The organism is Allobosea sp. WAO, from assembly GCF_001509835.1.
Lineage (GTDB): Bacteria > Pseudomonadota > Alphaproteobacteria > Rhizobiales > Beijerinckiaceae > Allobosea.
Window position 1 is genome coordinate 126,516 of sequence record NZ_JXTJ01000002.1, and the last position, 20,232, is coordinate 146,747.

A 20,232-nucleotide genomic window follows, 5' to 3' on the forward strand; every position below is an offset into this window, starting at 1 on the left:
TCGAAATGGCATTTTATCCTCCCCAATCTAGAAGAAAATAGTCGTTCAATCGAGCAACAAAAGAGCCTAAACGTCGCCAGCCTCTCGATCCTGCACGGCGCGGTTTTCCCCCGTTAGTTCCGAAGCCCTTGTCCGGTCGGTGTCGTAGGCGGGCCAGTCTGTGCTCTGCGCGGCATCCCCGTCTTGGCCAAGCGCAGCCTGAGCCTCATCAGCCGCATGTGCCAAAGCGGCGTAGAGTTCGAAAGGAGCGGTGCCAGATCGGAAGCGAGGTCTCGCATTCCTTCGGCATATCCCGCGTCCGCGCCGCCCGATACGTCAAATGACAAGCGAGCGACCACTCGGCGGGCCGAAACGACTGCGGCATCACTCCCTACGCTGCTGCGGTAGACAGTGCGGACGGCAAACAACATGCGAGGCCGTGGTCGACAATAGCGATTTCCGTCTCCGGAGGCGTTGTACCCATCGAACGGTCGGGAAGCGGGCCGATCATTGCAGGGGGCGGCTAAAGCTTAGTCTCCCCGTCCTTCTCTCGTCCCGCGAATATCGCCTCCCCTCGAAACGTCAACTGCGCTTGATAAATGGCCTCGCCGGTTTCGTTTTCGACCGAGATACGCAGTTCGGCGCGAGCGCCGTTCGGCAGATCCGCAATCAACTCGGCAAGCGCACGGTGGGCCTCCTTAACGGCGACCGTTTCGCTGGACAGTTCGATGGCATCTGTCCGATCGAGATGCTGCCCATCGGTCACGGCAAAGCGGTAAAGCGGCATGGCTGCCTCCCAATTTTGGGAGAAATGCAAATGGCCGACCCCGGTTCCTCGAATGCAGCCAAACGCAAGAACGCCCGGCCTCGCTCACGCGAGGCCGGGCCGACGATCTGGCCCGAAGAGGATGCCGCGACTAGCGCCGAGCAACGCAGACGCGCGGCCGCCGAACGTCGACTAGCCCGGGCACAGGCACGCAGTCGATCGAGTTGTGCTGGCTCCACTGATGACGCCTCCGGACAGAAATTGGAGCGCTGGTAAATCTTCGCGGCAGAAGGTTTGCTTCGCGCTCCGAGGAAATAGCGAGGCTAGAAGTCGGCTTTTCATTCCGCGGTCCGCTGGAACCCTCGTCGGTCGGCACCGTTTCGCCCTTATGGCTCGCACGCAAAAATTCGATCGAAGCAGTCGCCTCGCGGTCGCGACCTTTAACGTCAACAACATCAGACGCCGGCTCTCAAATCTGCTGGATTGGCTCGCGCGAGCCCAGCCTGACATTGTCTGCCTTCAGGAGCTCAAGTGCGCGGATCGTGCGTTCCCCGAAGCCGAGCTTCGCGCGAGTGGCTATGGCGTTGTCTGGAGGGGCGAGAAGACTTGGAACGGCGTTGCCATCCTCGCGCGCGGAACAGATCCCATACTCACGCAAACCGAGCTGCCGGGCGACGAGACCGACCGCCAAAGCCGCTACATTGAAGCTGCGGTCCGGGGCATTCTTGTCGGCTGCATCTATCTGCCGAATGGAAATCCCCAGCCAGGGCCAAAGTTCGACTATAAGCTCGCCTGGTTCGAGCGACTTCATGCGCATGCAGCTCGCCTGATTGCCGCCGGCATCCCCGTCATCCTGGCCGGCGACTACAATGTCGCTCCGACCGATCTCGACATTTATCCGACAAGGTCTTGGGACGAGGATGCGTTGATCCAACCGGAAAGCCGGTTGGCGTTTCATCGACTCCTTGAGCAAGGATGGGCTGATGCAGTTCGTTCAGCGTATCCATCAGAGCGCATATACACCTTCTGGGATTACAAGCGGCAACGTTGGCAGCGAAATGCCGGATTGCGGCTCGACCACATTCTGCTTAGTCCCGCCCTTGCGAGAAGCCTTCTAGACGCCGGCGTCGATCGGGACGAACGAGGCCAGGAGGGCACAAGCGATCATGCGCCTACCTGGGCGCTCTTAGACCGCTAAACGGGCCGCTTTAAACAAGAGTAGGCGGAGTGAGCTAACGGAGCAGAGCAATGTCAGCACGCGCAATAAGCTTCGTCGAGGAGTGGCTTGCGGAGCGGATTCAGCCAGGCATCTACCACGACGAAGAGAGCCCCGAGGAGCGGAATAGCAATCTCGCAGAGCAGCTGCTCCTTGACGCTTCCTCAGCCGGAATACCTGAGGAGGAAATTGCGGAGGATTTTCCAGATCTTGCTGGTCAGATTGCCACGGCGATGAAATCCGCCTTGAACGATGACGAAACGCTCCGCGACAGGAAGGACTAAGCGAGAAAGCGCTTCACAGGCGATCGGTGAAGGAGAAGCTGATGGGAAACTTGGAACGAGCCATCGAGATCGCGGCCGCGGCGCACGCCGGCCAGACCGACAAGGCCGGCGCTCCGTACATCTCGCACCCACTCCGCGTTGCGCTCGGCTTTATCCGAGCCGGCGACGAAGAGCGTGCCATCATCGCTGTGCTTCACGACGTGATCGAAGACAGCGATGTGACGGCGGCGGACCTGCAGCGCGAGGGCTTCTCACAGACCATCGTGGAGGCGGTCGAAGCTCTGACCCGGCCGGAGGATGAGCCCTACCAAGACTTCATCCTGCGGGCCGCTGGCAATGAACTCGCGCGGCCGGTGAAGGTCGCGGATATCAAGGACAATATGAATCGGACGCGGCTCGCCATGCTGCCCGCGGATAAGCGCGAAAAGCTCCTCGCCAAATACGAAGGCGCTCTCCAGCAGCTTGAGGCCTGAAGCCAGTCAATCTCACTTCGTCGGCCTGCCTGGATCGATTGGACTCCACGATTCAGATGGCTTCCGTTTGCCCTTAGACGAAGCGCCCTCGCTCCGGCTTGGAGCGCCCTCACCTTTCGGTTCGGCTTCAGGAATGTCAGTTCCTGGCCGGGGGCGGCTGTCCGCGCTCCTGCGAGGCTGCCCGCCTGTCTTATCATTTTCGTTTGATGCTCTTCCCACCGGTGCCTCCCTCGTTCGCCTGCCGAAGATCGGGCCGTTATTCTCGAAGCTTGCCTACATTGGCTGGCAGCCCTGAAAACGGCAGATCATCGGGGCTGCGGTTCGTGCCGGGTTCAGGATTTTCCTCTGGCCCGTGACCTTCGGGCTCGCGACGCGCTTCCCAGCCGCGGATCGCTGCGATCAGTTCCGCGAGTTCGTCGGCCGCCGGTGTGCCCTCGGCTGCATCACTCAGCGCGGTCGCGCGGGCGGCAGCGGCATCGAACTCTTCTTTGCTCTCGATTCGCATGTCAGAAGCTCCCCTTACTTCTCGCAACATCGGAGAACAGCGGAGGTTCCTTGCTGTCGACAGCGCTTGCCTTGAAAGGTGGCCTGATGCTGGAATGGCGCTCATGGCAGACAAACCCACTATCCAGATTTCGGTTGTTAGCGCCTCCCAGGTCACCGTCAGCGGCGATCCCGCCGAGGGAGCCTTGGTCAAACTGGAGACCGAAGCCGACGCCGACGTTGAACTCCTTCTGTCGCCGTCGGCGCTTGCTCAGCTCGAAGCTCTGCTCGCCCGTGCTGCGCAAGAACAGAGCAAACATCAGCCCCGTCAGTGATCCGCCCCAACGCCTTCACCATGCTGGCTTTGAGCGCGTTTGTGGCAGCGTGGGCATGGGGCTGATGGCGGGGCCTGGCGATAAATTGCGCCTCTTCCTCCTCGCCGTGATACAGATTAGGCCTCTGTCGTTGTGACCCGCATCTTGGCGATCGAGGGGCCGGAGATGGTACGGCCCGTCTTCGGCTCAAGTTCAAGGGCGCGGCACCGAAGCGCTGCCTTCGCACTCGTCGACAGATGCGCAGACCAGCAGGCCGATCTTGGACATCAAAGTCACACGGACTCCTGAAGATGGGGAATGGCTTCTCACCGACCTCCTGGGCCGGGCCATGGGACGGATTTCCGAACAGCCAGTAGGAACATTTCAAGTCGTCCCGCTTGGCAACGCCGTTGAAACGATGGACGGCATGCGGCTCGGCCCGTTTCGGTCGTTGAACGATGCCCTCGCCGCGATCGAGCGATTCACCCGCGGCTCTTGCCAGAGGGCGCCTACACAGGACGACCGTTAGTCACGTTAACCATCCGCCTGCATTGCGCCACAAGCTGACCTTGGCACTTCGCCCGAAAGCGGATGCTGGCGGGTTTCAGGCGAGATCGGTTCCCAACCAAAAGCAGTCTCTGCCGAAAGCTCAGATCGAGCTCGGGCCGTCAGCATCCCACCTGATCCTGTCACGCGCGGACTTTGGACGCTGAGTCGATGGCTGCACCTCCGGGCCAAGAACGATCGGGGCGAATTCTCCCTGTAAGGTTCATGTCAGCTGGCGCGACCTATCCTCGTTACATCAGGAAGCGGACGGCTTCCCGGCACCTAACGAAGGAGATTGTCATGACGAACAGTTTCAACATCGCTGCCTCCCAGATCTCCGAGCGCAGCGCGCCGCTGAGCGACGACGTCCTCGATGCTGTCAGCGGCGGCGGGCTGATCACCGGCGCTGTGGATCTCGTCGCCTCAGGGGTGAAGACGGGCATTCACTACGCTGCGAAAGGGGTCGGGATGTTCATGGACGCCGATCAGGTCGGTGGCCGCTCCATGCACAACTTCCAGGACAGCGTTCCCGCCTTCGTCGACAAGATCGTCAACAAGATCATCTGAGGCCGCTCTCGAGAGGTCACTCTGAACGCACACCTGAAACGACAAATGGCCCCTGGCGCGAGCCAGTGGGGCCTTTAGTATACAGGTCCGCTAAAGCGTGCTGCCTCACTTGCTCCAGCGCCCCTCGTATTTGAACTCGGACGCCGCCCTCGGCGCATACATCTCCACAAGTCTGCGCGATTCAGTTTGGCCCTTGGTTATGCGCCATGTTCGGAAGCAGGGCCATCTTCCAGCAGCGAACATGGACAGCCCCAAGCCGCGCGCTTGCGCCGCCGCGATTGCAGCTCGGTCAAACATCACATTGAAGGATGATTGAGTCGGCCGCCTACCTCGCGCGACTAGGGTAGTGGGACGAGAGGGCGCTAGCCAGGACCACGACGGTCGGCCGGAGGGATTCCGCCTTGTCGGTCGACCAGCGCTGGGGTGTCACGACGATATTGACGGCCGCTGTGACCTCACCGGTCGCATCGAAGACCGGCGCCGCGACCGTGATGTCGCCATCGAAGTTTTCGTTGATGACTAACACGGAACCTGAACTGCGGATCTGGTCGAGGCGGGCATGCAGCGCTTGGGCATCCATGATCGTGTTACTGGCCCGGCGGACGAAGTTGACCTGGCTGACGAGCGCTCGCCTCCGCTCATCGGGCAGGTAGGCGACGATGGACTGCCCCAGCCCGGATACGTGCCAGGGGAAGCTTGAGCCGAGGCCGACATTGGGGCTGACCACTTCGCGGCTTGGAATGCGGGCGACGAGGATAATCTCTTCGTCGTCCAGCACGCCGAGATTCACCGTCTCGCCGAGCTCCTTGTTGCAGTTCAGCATGTAGGGCGTCGCGCGCTCGATCAGCGGGTTGCCGCGCAGGAAGCTCGAGCCCAGATGCAGCATCCGGGCAGTCAGGCTGTAGCGTCTGGTGATCGGATCCTTCAGCAGATAGCCCATGGCGACGAGGGTCGAGAGGAAGCGCTGGGCCGCGGTCTTCTCGATTCCGGTGCGCTCGACGAGCTGCGTCAGGCCGAGCGTCTGCTCGCCCTGATCGAACGCCGCCAGAATCAGCAGGCCCCTTTCCAGCGAGGTGCTGAAGAGTTTCGGGCGCGTCTCAGTCATCTGCTCCTGCCTTCCGGTTTCGCACATCGCTGCTGCCGGGAGCGCGGCATCGCGCTTCTCCCGCTGGCCGCAGTCACCTTCTTCCGACGAACAGCCCGCAGCACGCCCCGGTGAATCTCGTCACAGGTTCGAAGCGGATTGACAACCTCCGTCGTCAGCGCAACAGTCTATCATCTTTCACACTTCAGTATCAATTATCGCAACATGAGCCAGAACGTCAGCCATCGTCACGCCCCGGAAGGCGACCATGTCCTCACCGCATTCGAAGGGGTCGTCGGTGCCGCCAACCTGCTGGCCACAGCGGAGGACATGGCGCGCTACCTCGTCGATGCCCGCGGCCGCTATCGGGGAGCTGCGCTGTGTGTGGTCCGCCCGGCCAATACGGCCGAGGTCGCCGCCACCGTCGCGATCTGCGCGCGCGCCGGGATCGCAATCGTGCCGCAGGGCGGAAACACCGGGATGTGCGGTGGCGCGACGCCGGGCGCGCAGGGGCGCTCGGTCGTGATCAGCCTCGAGCGGATGCGCAGCATCCGCGAAGTCGACCCGGCCAACAGCACGATAACGGTCGATGCCGGCTGCCCGCTCGCGGCGGTGCAGGAGGCGGCAAGCGAGATCGGCAAGCTCTTCCCGCTCTCGCTCGGCAGCGAGGGCACCTGCCAGATCGGCGGCAACATCGCGACCAATGCCGGCGGCACGGCCGTGCTGCGCTACGGGCCGATGCGCGACCTGGTCATGGGCATCGAGGCGGTGCTGCCGGACGGCCGGATCTGGAACGGCCTGCGCGGCTTGCGCAAGGACAATACCGGCTACGATCTGAAGCACCTCTTCATCGGATCAGAGGGAACGCTCGGCATCGTCACCGGCGCGGTGCTCAAGCTGTTCTCGCAACCGGCAGCGAGCGCGGTCGCTCTGGTCGCGCTCCCGGATGTCCGCGCGGCGCTCGCCCTGCTGGAGCGCATTCGCTGCGAATTCGGCGAACGCGTCACCACCTTCGAGGTCATGTCGGACAGCGAGTACCAGCTCGTCCTGGCCCTGCGCACCGAGCTGCGCAGCCCGCTGGCCGGGCAGACGCCATGGTACGCGTTCATCGAGCTCACTGATGCGATCGAGGCGCTCGACCTGCAGACGGCGCTGGCCGAAACGCTTGGCGAGGTCATGGAGGCAGGCGGCGTCAACGATGCGACGCTGGCCGAGAGCGGCGCGCAGGCGGAAAACATCTGGCACATCCGCCATTCGGTCACCGAGGCCAATCTGAAGGCCGGCGCGGCGGTGTCGCATGACACCTCGGTACCGGTTTCCCGTGTCCCGGAGTTCGTGGCGGGTGTCGAGGACGGCATCAGGACGCGGTTCCCCGACGCGAAGAGCTACTTCGTCGGCCATATCGGCGACGGCAACATCCACGCGATCGCGATCTTCCCGCGCGAGAAATTCTCAAATCCGCAGCGCTTTGCCGAGGTGGCGGGCGAGGTCAACGCGCTTGTCGACGAGGTCACCGTCTCGCTCGGCGGCAGCGTCAGCGCCGAGCACGGCATCGGCCGCAGCAACCGGGCCCGGCTGCAGCGGCACAAGGATCCGATCGAGCTCGAATTCATGCGCCAGATCAAACGCGTCTTCGACCCCGCCGGCCTGATGAACCCGGGCATCCTGCTCTAGCGCCAACCGATCGCCTGCCCAACGATTACCTGCCCGAATTCGCAACAAGGACGCCGAACATGCGGCCCAACATCCTCCTGATCCACCCGACCATCCGTCCCGTAGGCGTCGATATCTTGAAAGCACGGGCCGAGATCACACTCGCGCCCGATGGCGGCGAGGACACGCTGGTCGAGCAGCTCAACGCCTCCGCCGCCGATGCGATCATCGTGCGGGTGGAAGCCGCGACGCGCCGCATGTTTGCCGAAGCGCCCGCGCTCAAGGTGGTCGGGATGCACGGCGTCGGCACGGACGCGATCGACCTGGAGGCGGCGACGGAGCACGGGATCGTCGTGCTCAACACGCCCTTCGTCAATTTCAAGTCGACCTCGGAGCACGCGCTGGCGCTGCTGATGGCGGTGACCAAGAACATCATGTCCGGCGACCGCGCCGTGCGCGACGGGCGCTTCACGGAGTTCCGCAACAGCCAGCTGCCGATGGAGCTGGAGGGGCGCTCGCTGTTCGTGATCGGCCTCGGGCGGATTGGCTCCGAGATGGCGCGCAAGTGCCTGGCGGCCTTTGGCATGCGCGTCATGAGCTATGACCCGGCCTATGACGAAGCCGCCATGGCGGCGCGCGGCATCGAGCGCGTCTCCTTCGAGCAGGGCCTGGCCGAAGCCGATTTCGTCACGGTGCATGTGCCGCTCAAGGCCGATACGCGCGGCATGATGAACGCGGCCGCCTTCGCGCGGATGAAGCCGGGCAGCGTCTTCATCAATGCCTCGCGCGGGCCCGTCGTCGTGCAGAGCGCCCTGATCGAAGCGCTGCGCTTGGGCCATCTGCTCGGAGCGGGCCTCGATGTGCTCGATCCCGAGCCGGTGCCGGCGGACGACCCGATCAATGCGGCGCCGAACCTGGTCCTTTCTCCACATTATGCCGGCGACACCGTCGCTGCCCGGGCACGCTGCTCCGAGACGATCGCCGGCAGCGTGCTCGAGGCGCTGGCGGGCGGCGAGCTTGCCGGTGTCGTCAATCCGGACGTGCTGACCCGGCCGAATTACCGCCTCGGCAAGGCTCTTTCGCAAGCCGGCAAGTGATTTCGCCGCGCTGCAGCCCGGCCCGCCACGGACACAGATGATGAAGAACTACAGAAATCCGCTCCGCCAGAAGCTCGCCCAAGGCAAGACCGCCTTCGGGCTCTGGGTGACGCTGGCGACGGCGACGATGACGGAGCTGGCGATCGAGGCGGGGCTCGACTGGGTCTGCATCGACATGGAGCATGGTGCGACCGACTATCGCGACATCGTCGAGCACGCTCGGGCGGCGCGTGGCAGCGACCTCGCTGTGCTCGTGCGCGTGCCGTCGATCGCCATCGACTCGATCAAGCGCTGCCTCGACCTCGGAGCGGACGGGATCGTGGTGCCGCTCGTGCGCTCGGCGCGCGATGTCGAGGCGGCGCTGGACTTCGCCCGCTACCCGCTGGCCGGCAAGCGCGGGCTTGGCGGCGAGCGGGCTCAACGCTGGGGTCTGCGCGTCGAAGAGTACATCGCGACCGCCAATGACGAGATTATGGTCATTCCGATGATCGAGACCGCCGATGCGGCCGCGGCGATCGACGAGATCTTCGCTGTCCCGGGCCTCGACTTCGCCTTTGTCGGCCCGGGCGACCTGTCCGCCAGCCTCGGGCATATCGGGTCCTGGGAAGGTCCAGGCGTCGCGGAGACGATCGCGCAGATCGTCGCCAGCGCCGGCGCGGCCAACATCACGCTCGGGACCTATGGTGTCGGACCGAACGACATCCGCTCGCGCTGCGAGCAGGGCTTCCGCTTTCTCGCGATCGGCTCCGATGCCGCGATGCTGGCCAACCGGATCGGCAGCGAGCTCTCATCGATCCGCAACCTGATGCCGGCGCTTGGCCGGCAGATTGCCTGAGGTGGCGGCATGACAGACCTCACACTGCAACAGAACGCTGGCACGCCCCCCAAGCTCGTCGTCTCGGGGCTGCACAAGACCTATGGCGCCACGGTGGCACTGCATCCGACCGATCTCACGCTCCGCTCGGGCGAGTTCATGACGCTGCTCGGCCCCTCCGGCTCGGGCAAGACGACGCTGCTGATGATGGTCGCCGGCCTGTTGCAGGCCGATGGCGGCGAGCTCTCGATCGATGGCCACAAGGCGACCTACGCGCCGCCCTGGGAGCGCGGCATCGGCATGGTCTTCCAGAACTATGCCCTGTTCCCGCACCTCACCGTGTTCGAGAACATCGCCTTTCCGCTGCGGATGCGGCGCATGCCGGAGGCCGAGATCCGGCGCGAAGTCGCTCGCGTCCTCGAGATCGTGCAACTGCCGCATACGGCGCAGCGCCAGCCGCGGGCGCTCTCGGGCGGCCAACAGCAGCGCATCGCGCTCGCCCGCTGCTTCGTCTTCAAGCCGAGCTTCATCCTGATGGACGAGCCGCTTGGCGCGCTCGACAAGAAGCTGCGCGACCAGCTGCAGCTCGAGATTAAGCATCTGCACAAATCGCTCGGCATCACGATCCTCTACGTCACGCACGACCAGGAGGAAGCGCTGACGATGTCGGACCGCATCTGCCTGATGAACGGCGGACGCATCGAGCAGCTGGGCACGCCGGCTGAGCTGTATTTTGAGCCGGCCACGGTCTTCGCCGCGGACTTCCTGGGGGAATCGAACTTCCTCGAAGGCAAGGTTCGCTCGAATTCGCCGGACGGCCTCGTGATCGATGCCGTCGGCGGCGCGATCAGCGGTGCCGGGAACTTCGCGGCGGGCTCGGCGGTCAAGGTCATGGTGCGGCCCGAAAGCGTCCGCGCGGCGCTGAAACCGGTCGAAGGCTGGAACGCCGTGCCCGGCACGGTGCGGGAAACGATCTTCGTGGGCGGCGTCACCCGCCACTACATCGAGCTCGCCGATGGCGGCACCGTCGTCGCGCTTGAGCTGACAGACCGCAGGACGCAGCCGGCCGATCCCGGCCGCGAGGTCTTCGCGACCTGGCCGGTTTCGGCGACGGTCGTGCTGGCTGCAGAGAAGGGCAAGATGCCATGAGCCTCGCCGCTTCCTCGCGGGGCGCCGGCCGGCCGAGCCGGCTGCGGCAGTTCACTGGGCGCTGGGGCAAGCTGGCTCCGGTGCTGTTCTTCCTGCTGCTGCTGATCCTCTATCCCGTCGGCAAGCTGCTCTCGCTGAGCTTCCAGGGGCCCGGCGGTGTCTTCAGCCTGCAGGCCTATGAGCGCCTGTTCGCCTCGTCCGTCTACGTCCAGGTCATGGTCGTGACGCTCAAAATCTCGTTCTGGACGACGCTGGCGACGGTAGTGATCAGCTATCCGGTGGCACGCGCCATCGCGCGTCTGCCCGGAGCGACCCGCAACCGCCTGATGTTCTGGGTCCAGCTCTCGTTCTGGTGCAGTTTCCTGATCCGTACCTTCGGCTGGATGGTGCTGCTGAACCGCAACGGCTTCATCAGCCAGACCCTGCAGTACCTGCAGATCGTCGACGGGCCGATCGACCTTCTCTATTCGGCGCCCAGCGTCATCGTCGGCATGACCCATGCCATGGTTCCGCTCTGCATCCTGACCATGGTGCCGGTGATGGAGGGAATCGACGAGAACCTCTCCAAGGCCGGGATGACGCTCGGCGGCCGCCCGGGCAGCGTGTTCTGGCGAGTCTATTTCCCGCTTTCGCTGCCGGGCGTGACGGCAGGAGCCCTGCTCGTCTTCATCACCTCGCTCGGCTTCTTCATCGTGCCGGCCTTCCTCGGCTCGCGCCACGAGACGATGATCACGCAGCTGATCATCGAGCAGGTGCAAGAATATCTGAACTGGGGTTTCGCCGGCGCGCTTTCTCTGCTGCTGCTCGTCGCCGCACTGGTCATCTTCACGATCTATGACCGGCTGCTCGGCATCTCGACGCTGACCGGCAGCAGCGATCGCGGCGTGAAGGCAGGGGCAGGCCCGGGCTGGGCTGGCCTGATCGGCCTCAAGATCTGTGCCGGGCTCGGCCATGTCTCGGATATGCTGTTCAGCGCCATTGACCGCATCTTCGGCAATCGCGGGGCCGGGAAGCCGCGTCGCAGCGGAGCGGGGTTGGAATGGGCCGTCGTGCTCGCGATCCTGGCCTTCCTGATCCTGCCGGCCCTGATCATGGTGCCGGTCTCCTTCACCGCTGGCTCGCGTATCAACTGGCCGCCCGAGGGGTTCAGCCTGCGCTGGTACCAGGGGTTGCTGGATTCGCCGGTCTGGCTGCAGGCCGCGACCCGTTCGGTGATCGTCGCGCTGGGCGCCGCCACGCTGGCGATGCTGATCGGCACGCCGGCAGCCTTCGCGATCGCGCGCCAGAAGCTGCCCGGGCGTACCCTGATCCTGGCGCTGGTGCTCTCGCCGCTGATCATCCCGCGCATGGTGATCGCGGTCGCGCTGTTCTACTTCTACGCGCAGATCGGCCTGGTCGGCAGCTATGCGGGCCTGATCGTCGGCCACGCCGTGCTGGCGATCCCCTATGTCGTGATCACCGTCATGGCGGTGCTGAAGTCCTACGACACCCGCTACGATCAGGCGGCCTGGAATCTCGGGGCGCGGCCGACCCAGACGCTGCGCTTCATCACGCTGCCGCTGATCAAGGGCGGGCTGATCTCGGCCTTCCTGTTCGCGCTGATCACTTCCTTCGACGAGCTCACCATCGCGCTGTTCGTGACCGGCGGGCTGACCACAACCCTGCCCAAGCAGATGTGGGACGACGCGATCAACGTCGCGACACCGATCCTCGCGGCGGCGTCGACGCTGCTTCTCGTCTTCGTCGCGGTGATCACCCTGCTGATCCACCGCCTGCAGACCAAAGAGCAAAAATGAATCGAGCAACACTCGATCCCTGAACATCGACCACTCGCCAGAAGAACAGGACATTGGGGATATCATCATGAGCGATACCAGGAAGTCGGCCATCTCCCGCAGAACGCTGCTGATCGGCGCCAGCGCCGGCGCCGTCGCGGCTCCGAGCATCTGGACCAGCGCCCGCGCTCAGACCAAGCGGCTCATTGTCCGCACGCCGGGTGGCCCCACCGCGGAGGCGATGAAGAAGGCCTATTACGAGCCCTTCCAGGCCGCGACCGGCATCGAGATTGTGCCTGCGACCTCGAACAACGAGCCGGTCAGCCAGATCAAGGCCATCGTCGAGTCGAAGTCCAAGACCTGGGACATGGCGGCCTCGCTTTCGCGCGCCTCCATTCGCCAGCTGCTCAAGGATGGCGACTTCCTGATGAAGCACGGGCTCGACAACGAGGCGGTGGTGAAGGAGATCCCGGTTGGCTTCCGCAACGAATACGCGATCGGCCACGGCGTCTACGCGACGCCGCTGACCTACCGGAAGGACAAGTTCAAGGAGCCGCCGAAGAACTGGAAGGACTTCTTCGACGTGAAGGCGTTCCCGGGCCGCCGCGCCATGCGCAAGAACCCGGTCGAGACGCTCGAGATCGCTCTCTTCGCCGACGGCGTCGCGCCGAAGGATATCTATCCGCTCGACCTCGACCGCGCCTTCAAGTCGCTCGACCGCATCAAGCCGCATGTCGCCCATTGGTGGACCAGCCCGGTCCAGGCCATTCAGCTGATCACCAATGGGGAGGTCGACATGGTGCCGGTCTGGTCGAATTTCCCCACGGCTGCCGCCGAGCAGGGGGCGCCGCTCTCGCTCGCCTGGGAGAACAATATCTGGGGCACGGACATGTTCACGATCCTCAAGGGGACCGAGAATTTCGAGACGTGCCGGCAATTCATCCTGTTCTGCCTGCAGGGCGAACGTCAGGCCGGCGTCGGCCGCCAGGTGGCGATCGCGCCGACAAATCCGAACGCTTTCAAGTTCATCACCCCAGAGCGCGCCACCGTTCTCGCAACCAACCCCGCCTATCAGGCGACCGGAATCGAGATCAACGACGAGTTCTGGGCGGCCAATCGCGACGCGATCGCCGACCGCTTCAACAAGTGGCTGCTGAGCTAATTCACTCCGTCCGCGGCCTCTCGCGCCGCGGGCTCCTTCCTACCGGGACGATGGATATGGCTGAAGACAAGCTGATGGCGACGATTGCGACGCCGGTGCTTTCAAACGCGGTGGAGCGCCTCGAAGGCCCCTGGTCGCCAGGGGCTCATGCCCTGCGCGGCATGGCGCCTTTGCGGCGCGGCGATGCAGTAAGGGGCCCGGCCTACACCATCCGGTTGCGGCGCGCCGCGAAGCCGGCCGCAGCAAACGTCGAGGCGCTGCTGGGGGCCTATGATGATGCGCCAGCCGGCTCCGTCGTAGTCGTCGAAGTCGTCGACGATGTCGGCGGCGCGGTCCTCGGCGACATCATCGCCCACCGGCTCAAGGCCATCGGTGTTGCCGGGGTCGTCGTGGCCGGCCCAGTGCGTGACCTTATCGGCCTCGAGGAGTTCGGCCCGCCGATCTGGTACGCGCAGGCGACAATGCTCGGGCTTGAAATGGCCGAGACCGCGACCGAGGCGCAGGTCGAGCTTTCGGTCGGCGGCACGCGCGTCGCGCCGGGCGATCTCGTCTTCGCCGATATCGACGGAGCCTTCGTCGTACCGAAGGCAACTATGGGGGCGCTCGCGCCGATCGCCGCCGGCGTCATCGCACGTGAAGAGCAATGGCATCGCAGCCTCGCCGCCGGCCGATCGCTCCTCGAGACCCTGCGAGCTCCCGCGAACTGAACAGGCGGCTGCTCCGAGCCGCTTCACTTTCACCCACGAGCAGAGACAAGAACGATGTCGAGCGAGAATAATGCAGCTGCGGCGGCGTCCGCAGAGATAGGTACCGCCGTCTTCTGGGATGCGGCCGAGAAGATTCACGGGCCGTGGACGCTGGCTCACCGCACCGTCGAAAGCGTGCGCGCGCTGCGTCCGGACGATCATGCGATCGGCCCGGCCTATACGATCCGGCTGCGCCGGGCGAGCGACAGCTCGACCAGCAACCGCGAGGATTTCCTGCGGGCCTATGACGAGGCGCCGGAGGGTGCCGTGGTCGTGGTCGAGGTGCAGACCGATATCGGCGGTTGCGCGATGGGCGATCTGGTCGCCCATCGCCTGAGCCAGTGCAAGGTCGCCGGCGTGATCATCAACGGCGCCATCCGCGATCTCGTCGGGCTGAAGCAGATCGCCCCGCCGACCTGGTATCGCGAGATCACCATGGCCGGTCCGATCTCGCGCGAGATCACCGTCGAGGTCGGGGTCGACGTCACCGTCGGTGGCGCGGTGATCCGCTCGGGCGACCTGGTCTGCGCCGATGTCGACGGCGTCTTCGTCACCCCCAAGAACGAAGCCGCGAAGATCCAGGAGAAGGCCCGCGAGATCGTCGCCAAGGAGGCGGTCATCAATGCCCGTCTCGCCGCCGGGGAAGATCTCCGGACGATCCTGCTCGGCCAGGCCGAACCGGCGCACTGATCGGGTCGCAGCACAGTGGCGGCGCCGGCGGGTGCCGCCGCTTCGGGGCCTGCCGAGCCCCGGCCGAAGCAAGGATCTGAGCCCCCATGCCTTCCCGTATCCTGAACACCGACGAGATGCGCCTGGCGGCGCGGGGCGTCCTGCCACGCGGCATGTTCGAGTTCATCGACCGGGGCACGGAGGGCGAGCTTGCGCTGCCAGCTGCGCGGGCGGCGCTCGACGCGGTGAAGTTCCGCCCGAACGTGCTGGTCGACGTCAGCCGGCGCGACCAGAGCGTGGAACTGTTCGGCTCAAGGCTACCGCTGCCGATCATTGCGGCCCCGACCGGCCTCGCCGGATTGATGTGGTATCGCGGCGAGATCGAACTGGCACGGGCGGCGGCACGGGCCGGCATCCCGTTCTGCGTCTCCACGCAGTCGATTACCTCGATCGGCGACATCGCCGCCGGCGCCGGCGGGAACCTCTGGTTCCAGCTCTACATTCTCAACGACAGGGCGATCACCGAGACCTTCGTCGATGCCGCGCGGGAGGCCGGTTCCGACACGCTGATCCTGACCGTGGACACGAGCGTTTCGCCCAAGCGCGAGTACAACATCCATAACGGCTTCGGCATTCCGTTGGCGCCGAACTGGCGCGCCGCGCTCGATTTCGCCCGGCATCCGCGCTGGTGCCTGAACGTGATGGGGCGCTATCTCGCCGGCCCCGGCATGCCGAGCTACGCGCATTACCCGGAAGCCTTTCGCCGCAAGATCACTCGGGCGCCGCTCGGCGACGCCCTGCGTCTCGCCGACGATGTCACCTGGGCCGAGATCGCCGCCTTGCGACGGCGCTGGCCAGGGCGGTTCGTCATAAAGGGTATCCTGCGCAGCGATGATGCGCAGCGGGCGCTGGATTGCGGAGCGGACGGCATCGTCATCTCCAATCATGGCGGCCGCAATCTGGACTCCGCCATAGCGCCGGCCCGCGCCCTACCAGAGATCGCAGAACGCCTCGGTGATCGACTTGTCATCCTCGCGGATGGCGGCGTCCGGCGCGGCAGCGACATCGTCAAGCTGCTCGCCCTCGGCGCCCGGGCGGTGCTCGTCGGGCGCTCGCTGCTCTACGGCGTCGCCATGGGCGGTTGCGACGGCGCGAGCCGCGTGATCGAGATCCTGCGCGACGAGGTCGACCGCACGATGGCTTTCATGGGCTGTTCCTCGCTCACCGCGCTGGGCGATGATGCGCTTGCAAGGAAGTCGTAGCGTCTCTCTCCCGAAAGCAGACTTTGCAAAGGTAAGCTATGGGCCAACCATCCCCATCCCTTGTCAGGGTGAAATGCGCCATAAACCGACATTGAGCCACCGCTCGGAAGCAGACGTTAGCGGGCTGGCTGAGCTCGATTACGCCTTAATCCAGAAGCACGTCCTGACAGGCGATCAGCTCCCAATATCGGTGCATGTCATGCAACAGACCGCCTTGCCGCTGCGCCCTTATCGAAGTGACGGTAGACTTCTAGGGGACGTGAACGGGCCGCGCCAAACCGGTGGCGACAAGCAATCTTGTCTGAGCCGCATGGTTGCTACGTGTTTACACGCACCCTGAATACCAGCAACGCGCAGCCGTCGCCTGATCACCGGAAGATGCCCCAGCCCTTCTTAGTAGGCTGGGGCCGCGGGGGCTGGCTCGGCTCCTGACGCTGCCGGGCCTTCTCGGCTCGTGCTTCCCGCTTCTCCTTCTCACGGTAGTGAGCCAGCATCTCGTCGGTCGGTTCGCTGCCGTACCGGGCGGAATCCTTCGCCTGCAGCTCTTCCAGCTTGCCTTCCATCCACTTGACGTAGACGTCATCGCCGATGCGCTCAGACCGGCCCATGCGCCGAAAGCGCCATTGCGTGTCGTGGTTGATCCGCTCGTACAGACTGTCGTTCCAGACTAGGGCGTCCATGAAGCTCTTGCCGTCCTTCACGGCCAGGCCCTCGATGTCCCATTCGGGCGTTACGGCTGCAGCCCGATAAAACCCGATCCGGAACCCCAGGTCGGGATCCTCGCAGGTGAATTCGGGATTGTGCGGACGCGCCCGGACGACGGCCTCCGATATCGCCGCTCTTGCCCAGGTCCATGCGCCGTGAGGGTCGTTCCGCTTGTCCTCGGGGCCGAGCCAGCGTTCCCGGGCGGCCTTCAGGACGATCGTCCGATATGCCTCGTTGCGCCTCTGCCAGGTCGCGTTCCAGTCCGTCCGGCCCTCTTCGGTCGACCTCTCCGGCATGAACTCCCTTGGGAGGCCGAGCTCGAAGACGACACGGCCCGCATCCACGAAGACGTTCGCCCAAGCCTCGGTCGGCGGCGCCGTTCGGACCAAGTCCCACACGGCGTTGATCGGCTTCGCGTGCTCCATGCTCTCCGTGAACTCGTCGAAGGTGTCGTGGTTGAGCAGGTGGCGCAGGCGCGGGTTCCGGATCGCGAACCGGCACGCGAGCAGGTGCCGCTCCTCCGACAGTCCGACGGTGTTCCGGAATGTCTGGTCGAGCAAGGCCGCCGGGATGCGGGGGTTCGAGTAGAGCGCGTCGAGGTTGTCGAGATCGAACTCCCCGATGATCGGCCCCAGCGGATCTGGATCGCCAGCGCTGAAGAAGGTCGACGTCGGGAAGAGTGGGCCGTAAGCCCGGTTGGCCAGGAGCGCGGTCCGCACGAGGCCCCCCTTTTCCCAGAGGGGCTTCAGCAGGGCGTAATTTGCCGTGAACCGCGCGAGCGCGAGGTCGATGAGAGGGTCACAACGCTCCAGCAGCGTCTTCACGATCACGTCCGCGCAGTTGCCCGAGAACGTGTTCTCGGAGGCCGGCAGCGCGGACAGCCAAACGTAGACCGTCTCCGGGCTTGATAGCCTCAGGCGCTCGGCTTCGAGCTTGCTCTCATAGTTGTCGTAGATCATGGCCGTCCCTTTGTCGGGGGGGCGCCCTTCGTTCCTGACGGCGTCTCGCCCGTCGGCAGGTCGACGGCGAAGTCGTAGTGCCCGGCCTCGATGTCCTTCTTGGCCAAGGCGAAATATTTCTGCGGCGGCGTGATCGACAGCGCCCTGACGGCGTCCAGCCGATCCATCAGGTCGCCGAGCTCGGTCTCGGCCTTGTCTACGTCACCGAGCGCGGTGATCCGCGCCAGCTTCCGGAAGCGATCCTGCAGGGCCTTGAACTCTGCGCTTGCCCGCTTGAGCTCCTCGACGCGCGTCTCGAAATCCAGAGCCTTGGCGACGGGGGGAATGAGCGTCGCCAGGAATGCGACAAGCGCAACCGCCCAGGCCGGCAGAGCTTCGTTGACGTAGCTGAAGCCGGCGATGCCCGTGAGCACGATCGGCGCCAGGGTGACGGCCGTGTGCTGCCATCGAACTGTCCGAAGCCAGATGAACAGCGACGTGGAGGTCCAAAGGCACGACTCCGTCTGCCTCAGCGCCTCCTTCACCATCTCGACCCGGCGCGCCTCTACAGGATTCGCAGCGGGATTCTCGGTCCGAAGATCTTCTGCCATTCCACCCCCGCCAACACGTCCAAGTCTCGATACTCGTAGTCGCACGCCTTTTCTGCGATGCCGATGGCCGTCTCGACCTTGGTGGCCCAGTCGTTCCCAAGGGAGACGAACTCGCCTGTTCCGGGCACCGAGATCCAACCATTCAGCCGGGACCGCATGTGTTTGAGGCAATCGCGCACGTACCAGTCGTGGTAGTAGTGATCGTGGTGGGGCCAGGGACAGCCGCGGAAGAACTCGACGACCAGGATCTCTATGGCGAACGATTTCAGCTCGACGTTGCACTCGTGCTTCCATCGCTTGATCATCTTGGAGATCGGCCTAACGTTGCCGTTGTAGGCGCGGTCCGCTTCATCGATGTGCCGGATCTGCGCGGCCGGATCGACAGTCTTCCACGACCCGCCGTCGTTTGTATCGGGCATGATGAACTGCCCGTTCGCCACCGGGAGCACCGGCACGAGCTCGACCATGATCGAGTTGAAGTCGATCTGGACCACTTGGCCGTCGCCTCGCATGCGCGTCTGCGAATAGGTCGGCTCCAGCTTCCCCTTGATCTCTTGCAGCAGCGACGACTGGCCGTTGTTGGCGTAGGCGTGGAAGCGCTCAAAGACGCTCCGGTCGAACCTCGCCATGATGTCGATGTCCGCGGAGGGACGGACCTGGGTTCCCTTGCCCCAGGATCCAACTTGGAAGATCGGCGGGTTGTCGGTCGCCTGCCCGCCGTAGGCACGCTCAAGCGCCTGACCGACGCGGAACGCCTTGCCGAGCGCGTCCCCGACCTCGCCCGGCGTCGGATTCAGGTCAGAGTGGAATTGACGGAATCTCTGGCGAACCGCGAGCCACATGCACTTCCTCCATCGGCATGATGGCGTCACGGAAGGGGAATAGGAACTTGCAGCGGCGCGCCATCCACAACCAGGCCGAGATGTTCCGAAGCCGCTGCCCCGAGCGCGCTGGGAAGAAATTCCACGAGCATGCCGCCGTGGCGCCCGTCTAAGGCGGCCAGCGTAGGCCTGGGCTTGACGGCAGAGGCTAGAGGGCCGGAAAGCAGACGTTCCAGACGTCAGCAAGGGGCCATAGCTCCGCTTGGCGCTTCCCGGTTTCCGGGCTTCCAGCTCCTTCGCGAGTATGATTTCGACACGCAAGCTCCGGCTCCAGGATCGAGTGACCCCTCATTCCTTGTTCGCGCTACCGCCCCAGCGAAAACAAGGGCTTGCTCCTTTGCTCGCGCTAAGGATTAATAGGTCCGTTCATTAGGAGATTGTGCCCGCCAGCGGCCGCTATCTCGAGCACGCGCTTGGCGCTCTCCTGGCCCTTGATGTCGGAAAGGTCGGGCAGTGCGCCGGCCTGTCGGGCGACCGAAGGCTGCGGCCGCGCCATCACCTGCGTCCCCTTGAAATGATTGGCGAGCTGGATCAGCGAGCGCGGCGCCAAGATGTCGAGATCCTGCGCCGCCCACGCCGCTTCCGGGCCCGAGGCGGCCGGGCAGATCAAGCCCTGTCCGCGCGCATAGGCGGCGATGGCGGCCGGCAGCACGCCGGCGACCGGGCTGATCGAGCCGTCGAGCGCGAGTTCGCCGAGCACGGTGTAGCCGGCGAGCGCATCGGCCGGGATCGCGCCGATCGCCGCCATCACGCCGAGCGCGATCGGCAGGTCGTAATGGCTGCCTTCCTTGGGCAGGTCGGCCGGGGCGAGATTGACGGTGATCCGCTTCGCCGGCAGCGCCAGCCCGGAGGCGATCAGGGCGGCGCGGACCCGCTCCTTGCTCTCGCCTACCGCCTTGTCCGGCAGGCCGACCAGGATGAAGGCGACACCGCCCGGCGTGACCTGGACCTGGACGTCGACGGCGCGCGCCTCGATGCCCTCGAACGCCACAGTCGCGACCCGCGTCACCATTCCGCGCCACCCCGTTTCCGCGCAGTGACGCTATCGGAAGCCCGCT

At 64.8% G+C, this 20,232-nt stretch carries 20 protein-coding genes and 1 pseudogene; 14 read left to right on the forward strand and 7 right to left on the reverse strand.

All coding sequences use genetic code 11. The annotated features are described in order from the left end of the window. Positions 1-502: 502 nt before the first annotated feature. Positions 503-766, reverse strand: coding sequence for a hypothetical protein (locus tag DK26_RS01520; RefSeq protein WP_066467636.1), 264 nt, complete (start codon positions 764-766; stop codon positions 503-505). 367 nt (positions 767-1,133) lie between these two features. Here DK26_RS01520 and DK26_RS28390 point away from each other — a divergent pair, with 367 nt between their 5' ends. The 3 genes from DK26_RS28390 to DK26_RS01535 are packed head-to-tail and all read left to right on the forward strand — an operon-like array spanning position 1,134 to position 2,718. Continuing rightward, positions 1,134-1,943 carry an exodeoxyribonuclease III gene (locus DK26_RS28390; RefSeq protein ID WP_083532899.1) on the forward strand — a complete coding sequence of 270 codons (810 nt, stop codon included), beginning with the start codon at positions 1,134-1,136 and terminating at the stop codon, positions 1,941-1,943. Positions 1,944-1,993: 50 nt separating this feature from the next. Then, positions 1,994-2,245: a DUF768 domain-containing protein gene (locus DK26_RS01530; protein WP_066467644.1), complete on the forward strand. Its 252-nt coding sequence runs from the start codon at positions 1,994-1,996 to the stop codon at positions 2,243-2,245. Positions 2,246-2,271: 26 nt separating this feature from the next. After that, complete coding sequence (locus DK26_RS01535; RefSeq protein ID WP_248309841.1) at positions 2,272-2,718, forward strand: HD domain-containing protein; 447 nt, start codon at positions 2,272-2,274, stop codon at positions 2,716-2,718. Positions 2,719-2,974: 256 nt separating this feature from the next. Here the strand turns inward: DK26_RS01535 and DK26_RS01540 are convergent, their stop codons facing one another. Continuing rightward, positions 2,975-3,223: a hypothetical protein gene (locus DK26_RS01540; RefSeq protein WP_066467646.1), complete on the reverse strand. Its 249-nt coding sequence runs from the start codon at positions 3,221-3,223 to the stop codon at positions 2,975-2,977. A gap of 103 nt (positions 3,224-3,326) precedes the next feature. Here DK26_RS01540 and DK26_RS01545 point away from each other — a divergent pair, with 103 nt between their 5' ends. Continuing rightward, on the forward strand, positions 3,327-3,536 hold the full coding sequence (locus tag DK26_RS01545; RefSeq protein ID WP_157089462.1) for a hypothetical protein: 210 nt from the start codon (positions 3,327-3,329) through the stop codon (positions 3,534-3,536). 825 nt (positions 3,537-4,361) lie between these two features. Continuing rightward, entirely contained in the window at positions 4,362-4,628 is a 267-nt protein-coding gene (locus tag DK26_RS01550; protein WP_066467648.1) for a hypothetical protein, read from the forward strand. A gap of 325 nt (positions 4,629-4,953) precedes the next feature. On the opposite strand, the gene DK26_RS01555 is transcribed toward DK26_RS01550, so the two are convergent. After that, positions 4,954-5,733 carry an IclR family transcriptional regulator gene (locus DK26_RS01555; RefSeq protein WP_184231763.1) on the reverse strand — a complete coding sequence of 260 codons (780 nt, stop codon included), beginning with the start codon at positions 5,731-5,733 and terminating at the stop codon, positions 4,954-4,956. Positions 5,734-5,937: 204 nt separating this feature from the next. Between DK26_RS01555 and DK26_RS01560 the strand changes: the two genes are divergently transcribed. The 9 genes from DK26_RS01560 to DK26_RS01600 all read left to right on the forward strand — a co-directional run bounded on the left by DK26_RS01560 (position 5,938) and on the right by DK26_RS01600 (position 16,039). Continuing rightward, entirely contained in the window at positions 5,938-7,386 is a 1,449-nt protein-coding gene (locus tag DK26_RS01560; RefSeq protein ID WP_083532907.1) for an FAD-binding oxidoreductase, read from the forward strand. A 59-nt stretch (positions 7,387-7,445) separates the two neighbouring features. Further along, positions 7,446-8,462, forward strand: a complete 1,017-nt coding sequence (locus DK26_RS01565; RefSeq protein ID WP_066467651.1) for a hydroxyacid dehydrogenase — start codon at positions 7,446-7,448, stop codon at positions 8,460-8,462. 40 nt (positions 8,463-8,502) lie between these two features. Further along, the gene (locus tag DK26_RS01570; RefSeq protein ID WP_184231764.1) at positions 8,503-9,297 is read left to right on the forward strand and encodes an aldolase/citrate lyase family protein; all 795 of its coding nucleotides are present in this window, start codon (positions 8,503-8,505) and stop codon (positions 9,295-9,297) included. A gap of 9 nt (positions 9,298-9,306) precedes the next feature. Continuing rightward, positions 9,307-10,425 carry an ABC transporter ATP-binding protein gene (locus DK26_RS01575; protein WP_066467656.1) on the forward strand — a complete coding sequence of 373 codons (1,119 nt, stop codon included), beginning with the start codon at positions 9,307-9,309 and terminating at the stop codon, positions 10,423-10,425. Next, complete coding sequence (locus DK26_RS01580) at positions 10,422-12,221, forward strand: ABC transporter permease subunit (RefSeq protein WP_083532901.1); 1,800 nt, start codon at positions 10,422-10,424, stop codon at positions 12,219-12,221. The genes DK26_RS01575 and DK26_RS01580 overlap by 4 nt, the downstream gene beginning before the upstream one ends. A 67-nt stretch (positions 12,222-12,288) precedes the next feature. Then, positions 12,289-13,362, forward strand: a complete 1,074-nt coding sequence (locus tag DK26_RS01585) for an extracellular solute-binding protein (protein ID WP_066467657.1) — start codon at positions 12,289-12,291, stop codon at positions 13,360-13,362. Positions 13,363-13,418: 56 nt separating this feature from the next. Next, positions 13,419-14,069 carry a hypothetical protein gene (locus tag DK26_RS01590; protein ID WP_066467658.1) on the forward strand — a complete coding sequence of 217 codons (651 nt, stop codon included), beginning with the start codon at positions 13,419-13,421 and terminating at the stop codon, positions 14,067-14,069. A 54-nt stretch (positions 14,070-14,123) separates the two neighbouring features. Continuing rightward, positions 14,124-14,798, forward strand: coding sequence for an RraA family protein (locus DK26_RS01595; protein WP_066467660.1), 675 nt, complete (start codon positions 14,124-14,126; stop codon positions 14,796-14,798). Between the two features lie 86 nt (positions 14,799-14,884). Beyond that, positions 14,885-16,039, forward strand: coding sequence for an alpha-hydroxy acid oxidase (locus DK26_RS01600; RefSeq protein WP_083532903.1), 1,155 nt, complete (start codon positions 14,885-14,887; stop codon positions 16,037-16,039). Positions 16,040-16,407: 368 nt separating this feature from the next. Here DK26_RS01600 and DK26_RS01605 read toward each other — a convergent pair whose 3' ends face one another. From DK26_RS01605 to DK26_RS01620, 4 genes and pseudogenes are all read right to left on the reverse strand, one after another. Continuing rightward, entirely contained in the window at positions 16,408-17,703 is a 1,296-nt protein-coding gene (locus DK26_RS01605) for a hypothetical protein (RefSeq protein ID WP_066467662.1), read from the reverse strand. Continuing rightward, on the reverse strand, positions 17,700-18,230 hold the full coding sequence (locus DK26_RS01610; protein WP_066467668.1) for a hypothetical protein: 531 nt from the start codon (positions 18,228-18,230) through the stop codon (positions 17,700-17,702). The genes DK26_RS01605 and DK26_RS01610 overlap by 4 nt, the downstream gene beginning before the upstream one ends. Positions 18,231-18,247: 17 nt before the next feature. Continuing rightward, a complete protein-coding gene (locus DK26_RS01615; protein ID WP_066467670.1) occupies positions 18,248-19,135 on the reverse strand; it encodes a nucleotidyltransferase in 888 nt (295 codons plus the stop codon). A gap of 397 nt (positions 19,136-19,532) precedes the next feature. Beyond that, positions 19,533-20,186 (reverse strand): annotated as a pseudogene (locus tag DK26_RS01620) (magnesium chelatase domain-containing protein); the annotation flags it as partial. Positions 20,187-20,232 lie beyond the last annotated feature (46 nt).

Coding starts and splice junctions, on each gene's coding strand:
- DK26_RS01520 (WP_066467636.1), bottom strand. CDS start 766: ATGCCGCTTTACCGCTTTGCCGTGACCGATGGGCAGCATCTCGATCGG.
- DK26_RS28390 (WP_083532899.1), top strand. CDS start 1,134: ATGGCTCGCACGCAAAAATTCGATCGAAGCAGTCGCCTCGCGGTCGCG.
- DK26_RS01530 (WP_066467644.1), top strand. CDS start 1,994: ATGTCAGCACGCGCAATAAGCTTCGTCGAGGAGTGGCTTGCGGAGCGG.
- DK26_RS01540 (WP_066467646.1), bottom strand. CDS start 3,223: ATGCGAATCGAGAGCAAAGAAGAGTTCGATGCCGCTGCCGCCCGCGCG.
- DK26_RS01545 (WP_157089462.1), top strand. CDS start 3,327: ATGGCAGACAAACCCACTATCCAGATTTCGGTTGTTAGCGCCTCCCAG.
- DK26_RS01550 (WP_066467648.1), top strand. CDS start 4,362: ATGACGAACAGTTTCAACATCGCTGCCTCCCAGATCTCCGAGCGCAGC.
- DK26_RS01555 (WP_184231763.1), bottom strand. CDS start 5,733: ATGACTGAGACGCGCCCGAAACTCTTCAGCACCTCGCTGGAAAGGGGC.
- DK26_RS01560 (WP_083532907.1), top strand. CDS start 5,938: ATGAGCCAGAACGTCAGCCATCGTCACGCCCCGGAAGGCGACCATGTC.
- DK26_RS01565 (WP_066467651.1), top strand. CDS start 7,446: ATGCGGCCCAACATCCTCCTGATCCACCCGACCATCCGTCCCGTAGGC.
- DK26_RS01570 (WP_184231764.1), top strand. CDS start 8,503: ATGAAGAACTACAGAAATCCGCTCCGCCAGAAGCTCGCCCAAGGCAAG.
- DK26_RS01575 (WP_066467656.1), top strand. CDS start 9,307: ATGACAGACCTCACACTGCAACAGAACGCTGGCACGCCCCCCAAGCTC.
- DK26_RS01580 (WP_083532901.1), top strand. CDS start 10,422: ATGAGCCTCGCCGCTTCCTCGCGGGGCGCCGGCCGGCCGAGCCGGCTG.
- DK26_RS01585 (WP_066467657.1), top strand. CDS start 12,289: ATGAGCGATACCAGGAAGTCGGCCATCTCCCGCAGAACGCTGCTGATC.
- DK26_RS01590 (WP_066467658.1), top strand. CDS start 13,419: ATGGCTGAAGACAAGCTGATGGCGACGATTGCGACGCCGGTGCTTTCA.
- DK26_RS01595 (WP_066467660.1), top strand. CDS start 14,124: ATGTCGAGCGAGAATAATGCAGCTGCGGCGGCGTCCGCAGAGATAGGT.
- DK26_RS01600 (WP_083532903.1), top strand. CDS start 14,885: ATGCCTTCCCGTATCCTGAACACCGACGAGATGCGCCTGGCGGCGCGG.
- DK26_RS01605 (WP_066467662.1), bottom strand. CDS start 17,703: ATGATCTACGACAACTATGAGAGCAAGCTCGAAGCCGAGCGCCTGAGG.
- DK26_RS01610 (WP_066467668.1), bottom strand. CDS start 18,230: ATGGTGAAGGAGGCGCTGAGGCAGACGGAGTCGTGCCTTTGGACCTCC.
- DK26_RS01615 (WP_066467670.1), bottom strand. CDS start 19,135: ATGTGGCTCGCGGTTCGCCAGAGATTCCGTCAATTCCACTCTGACCTG.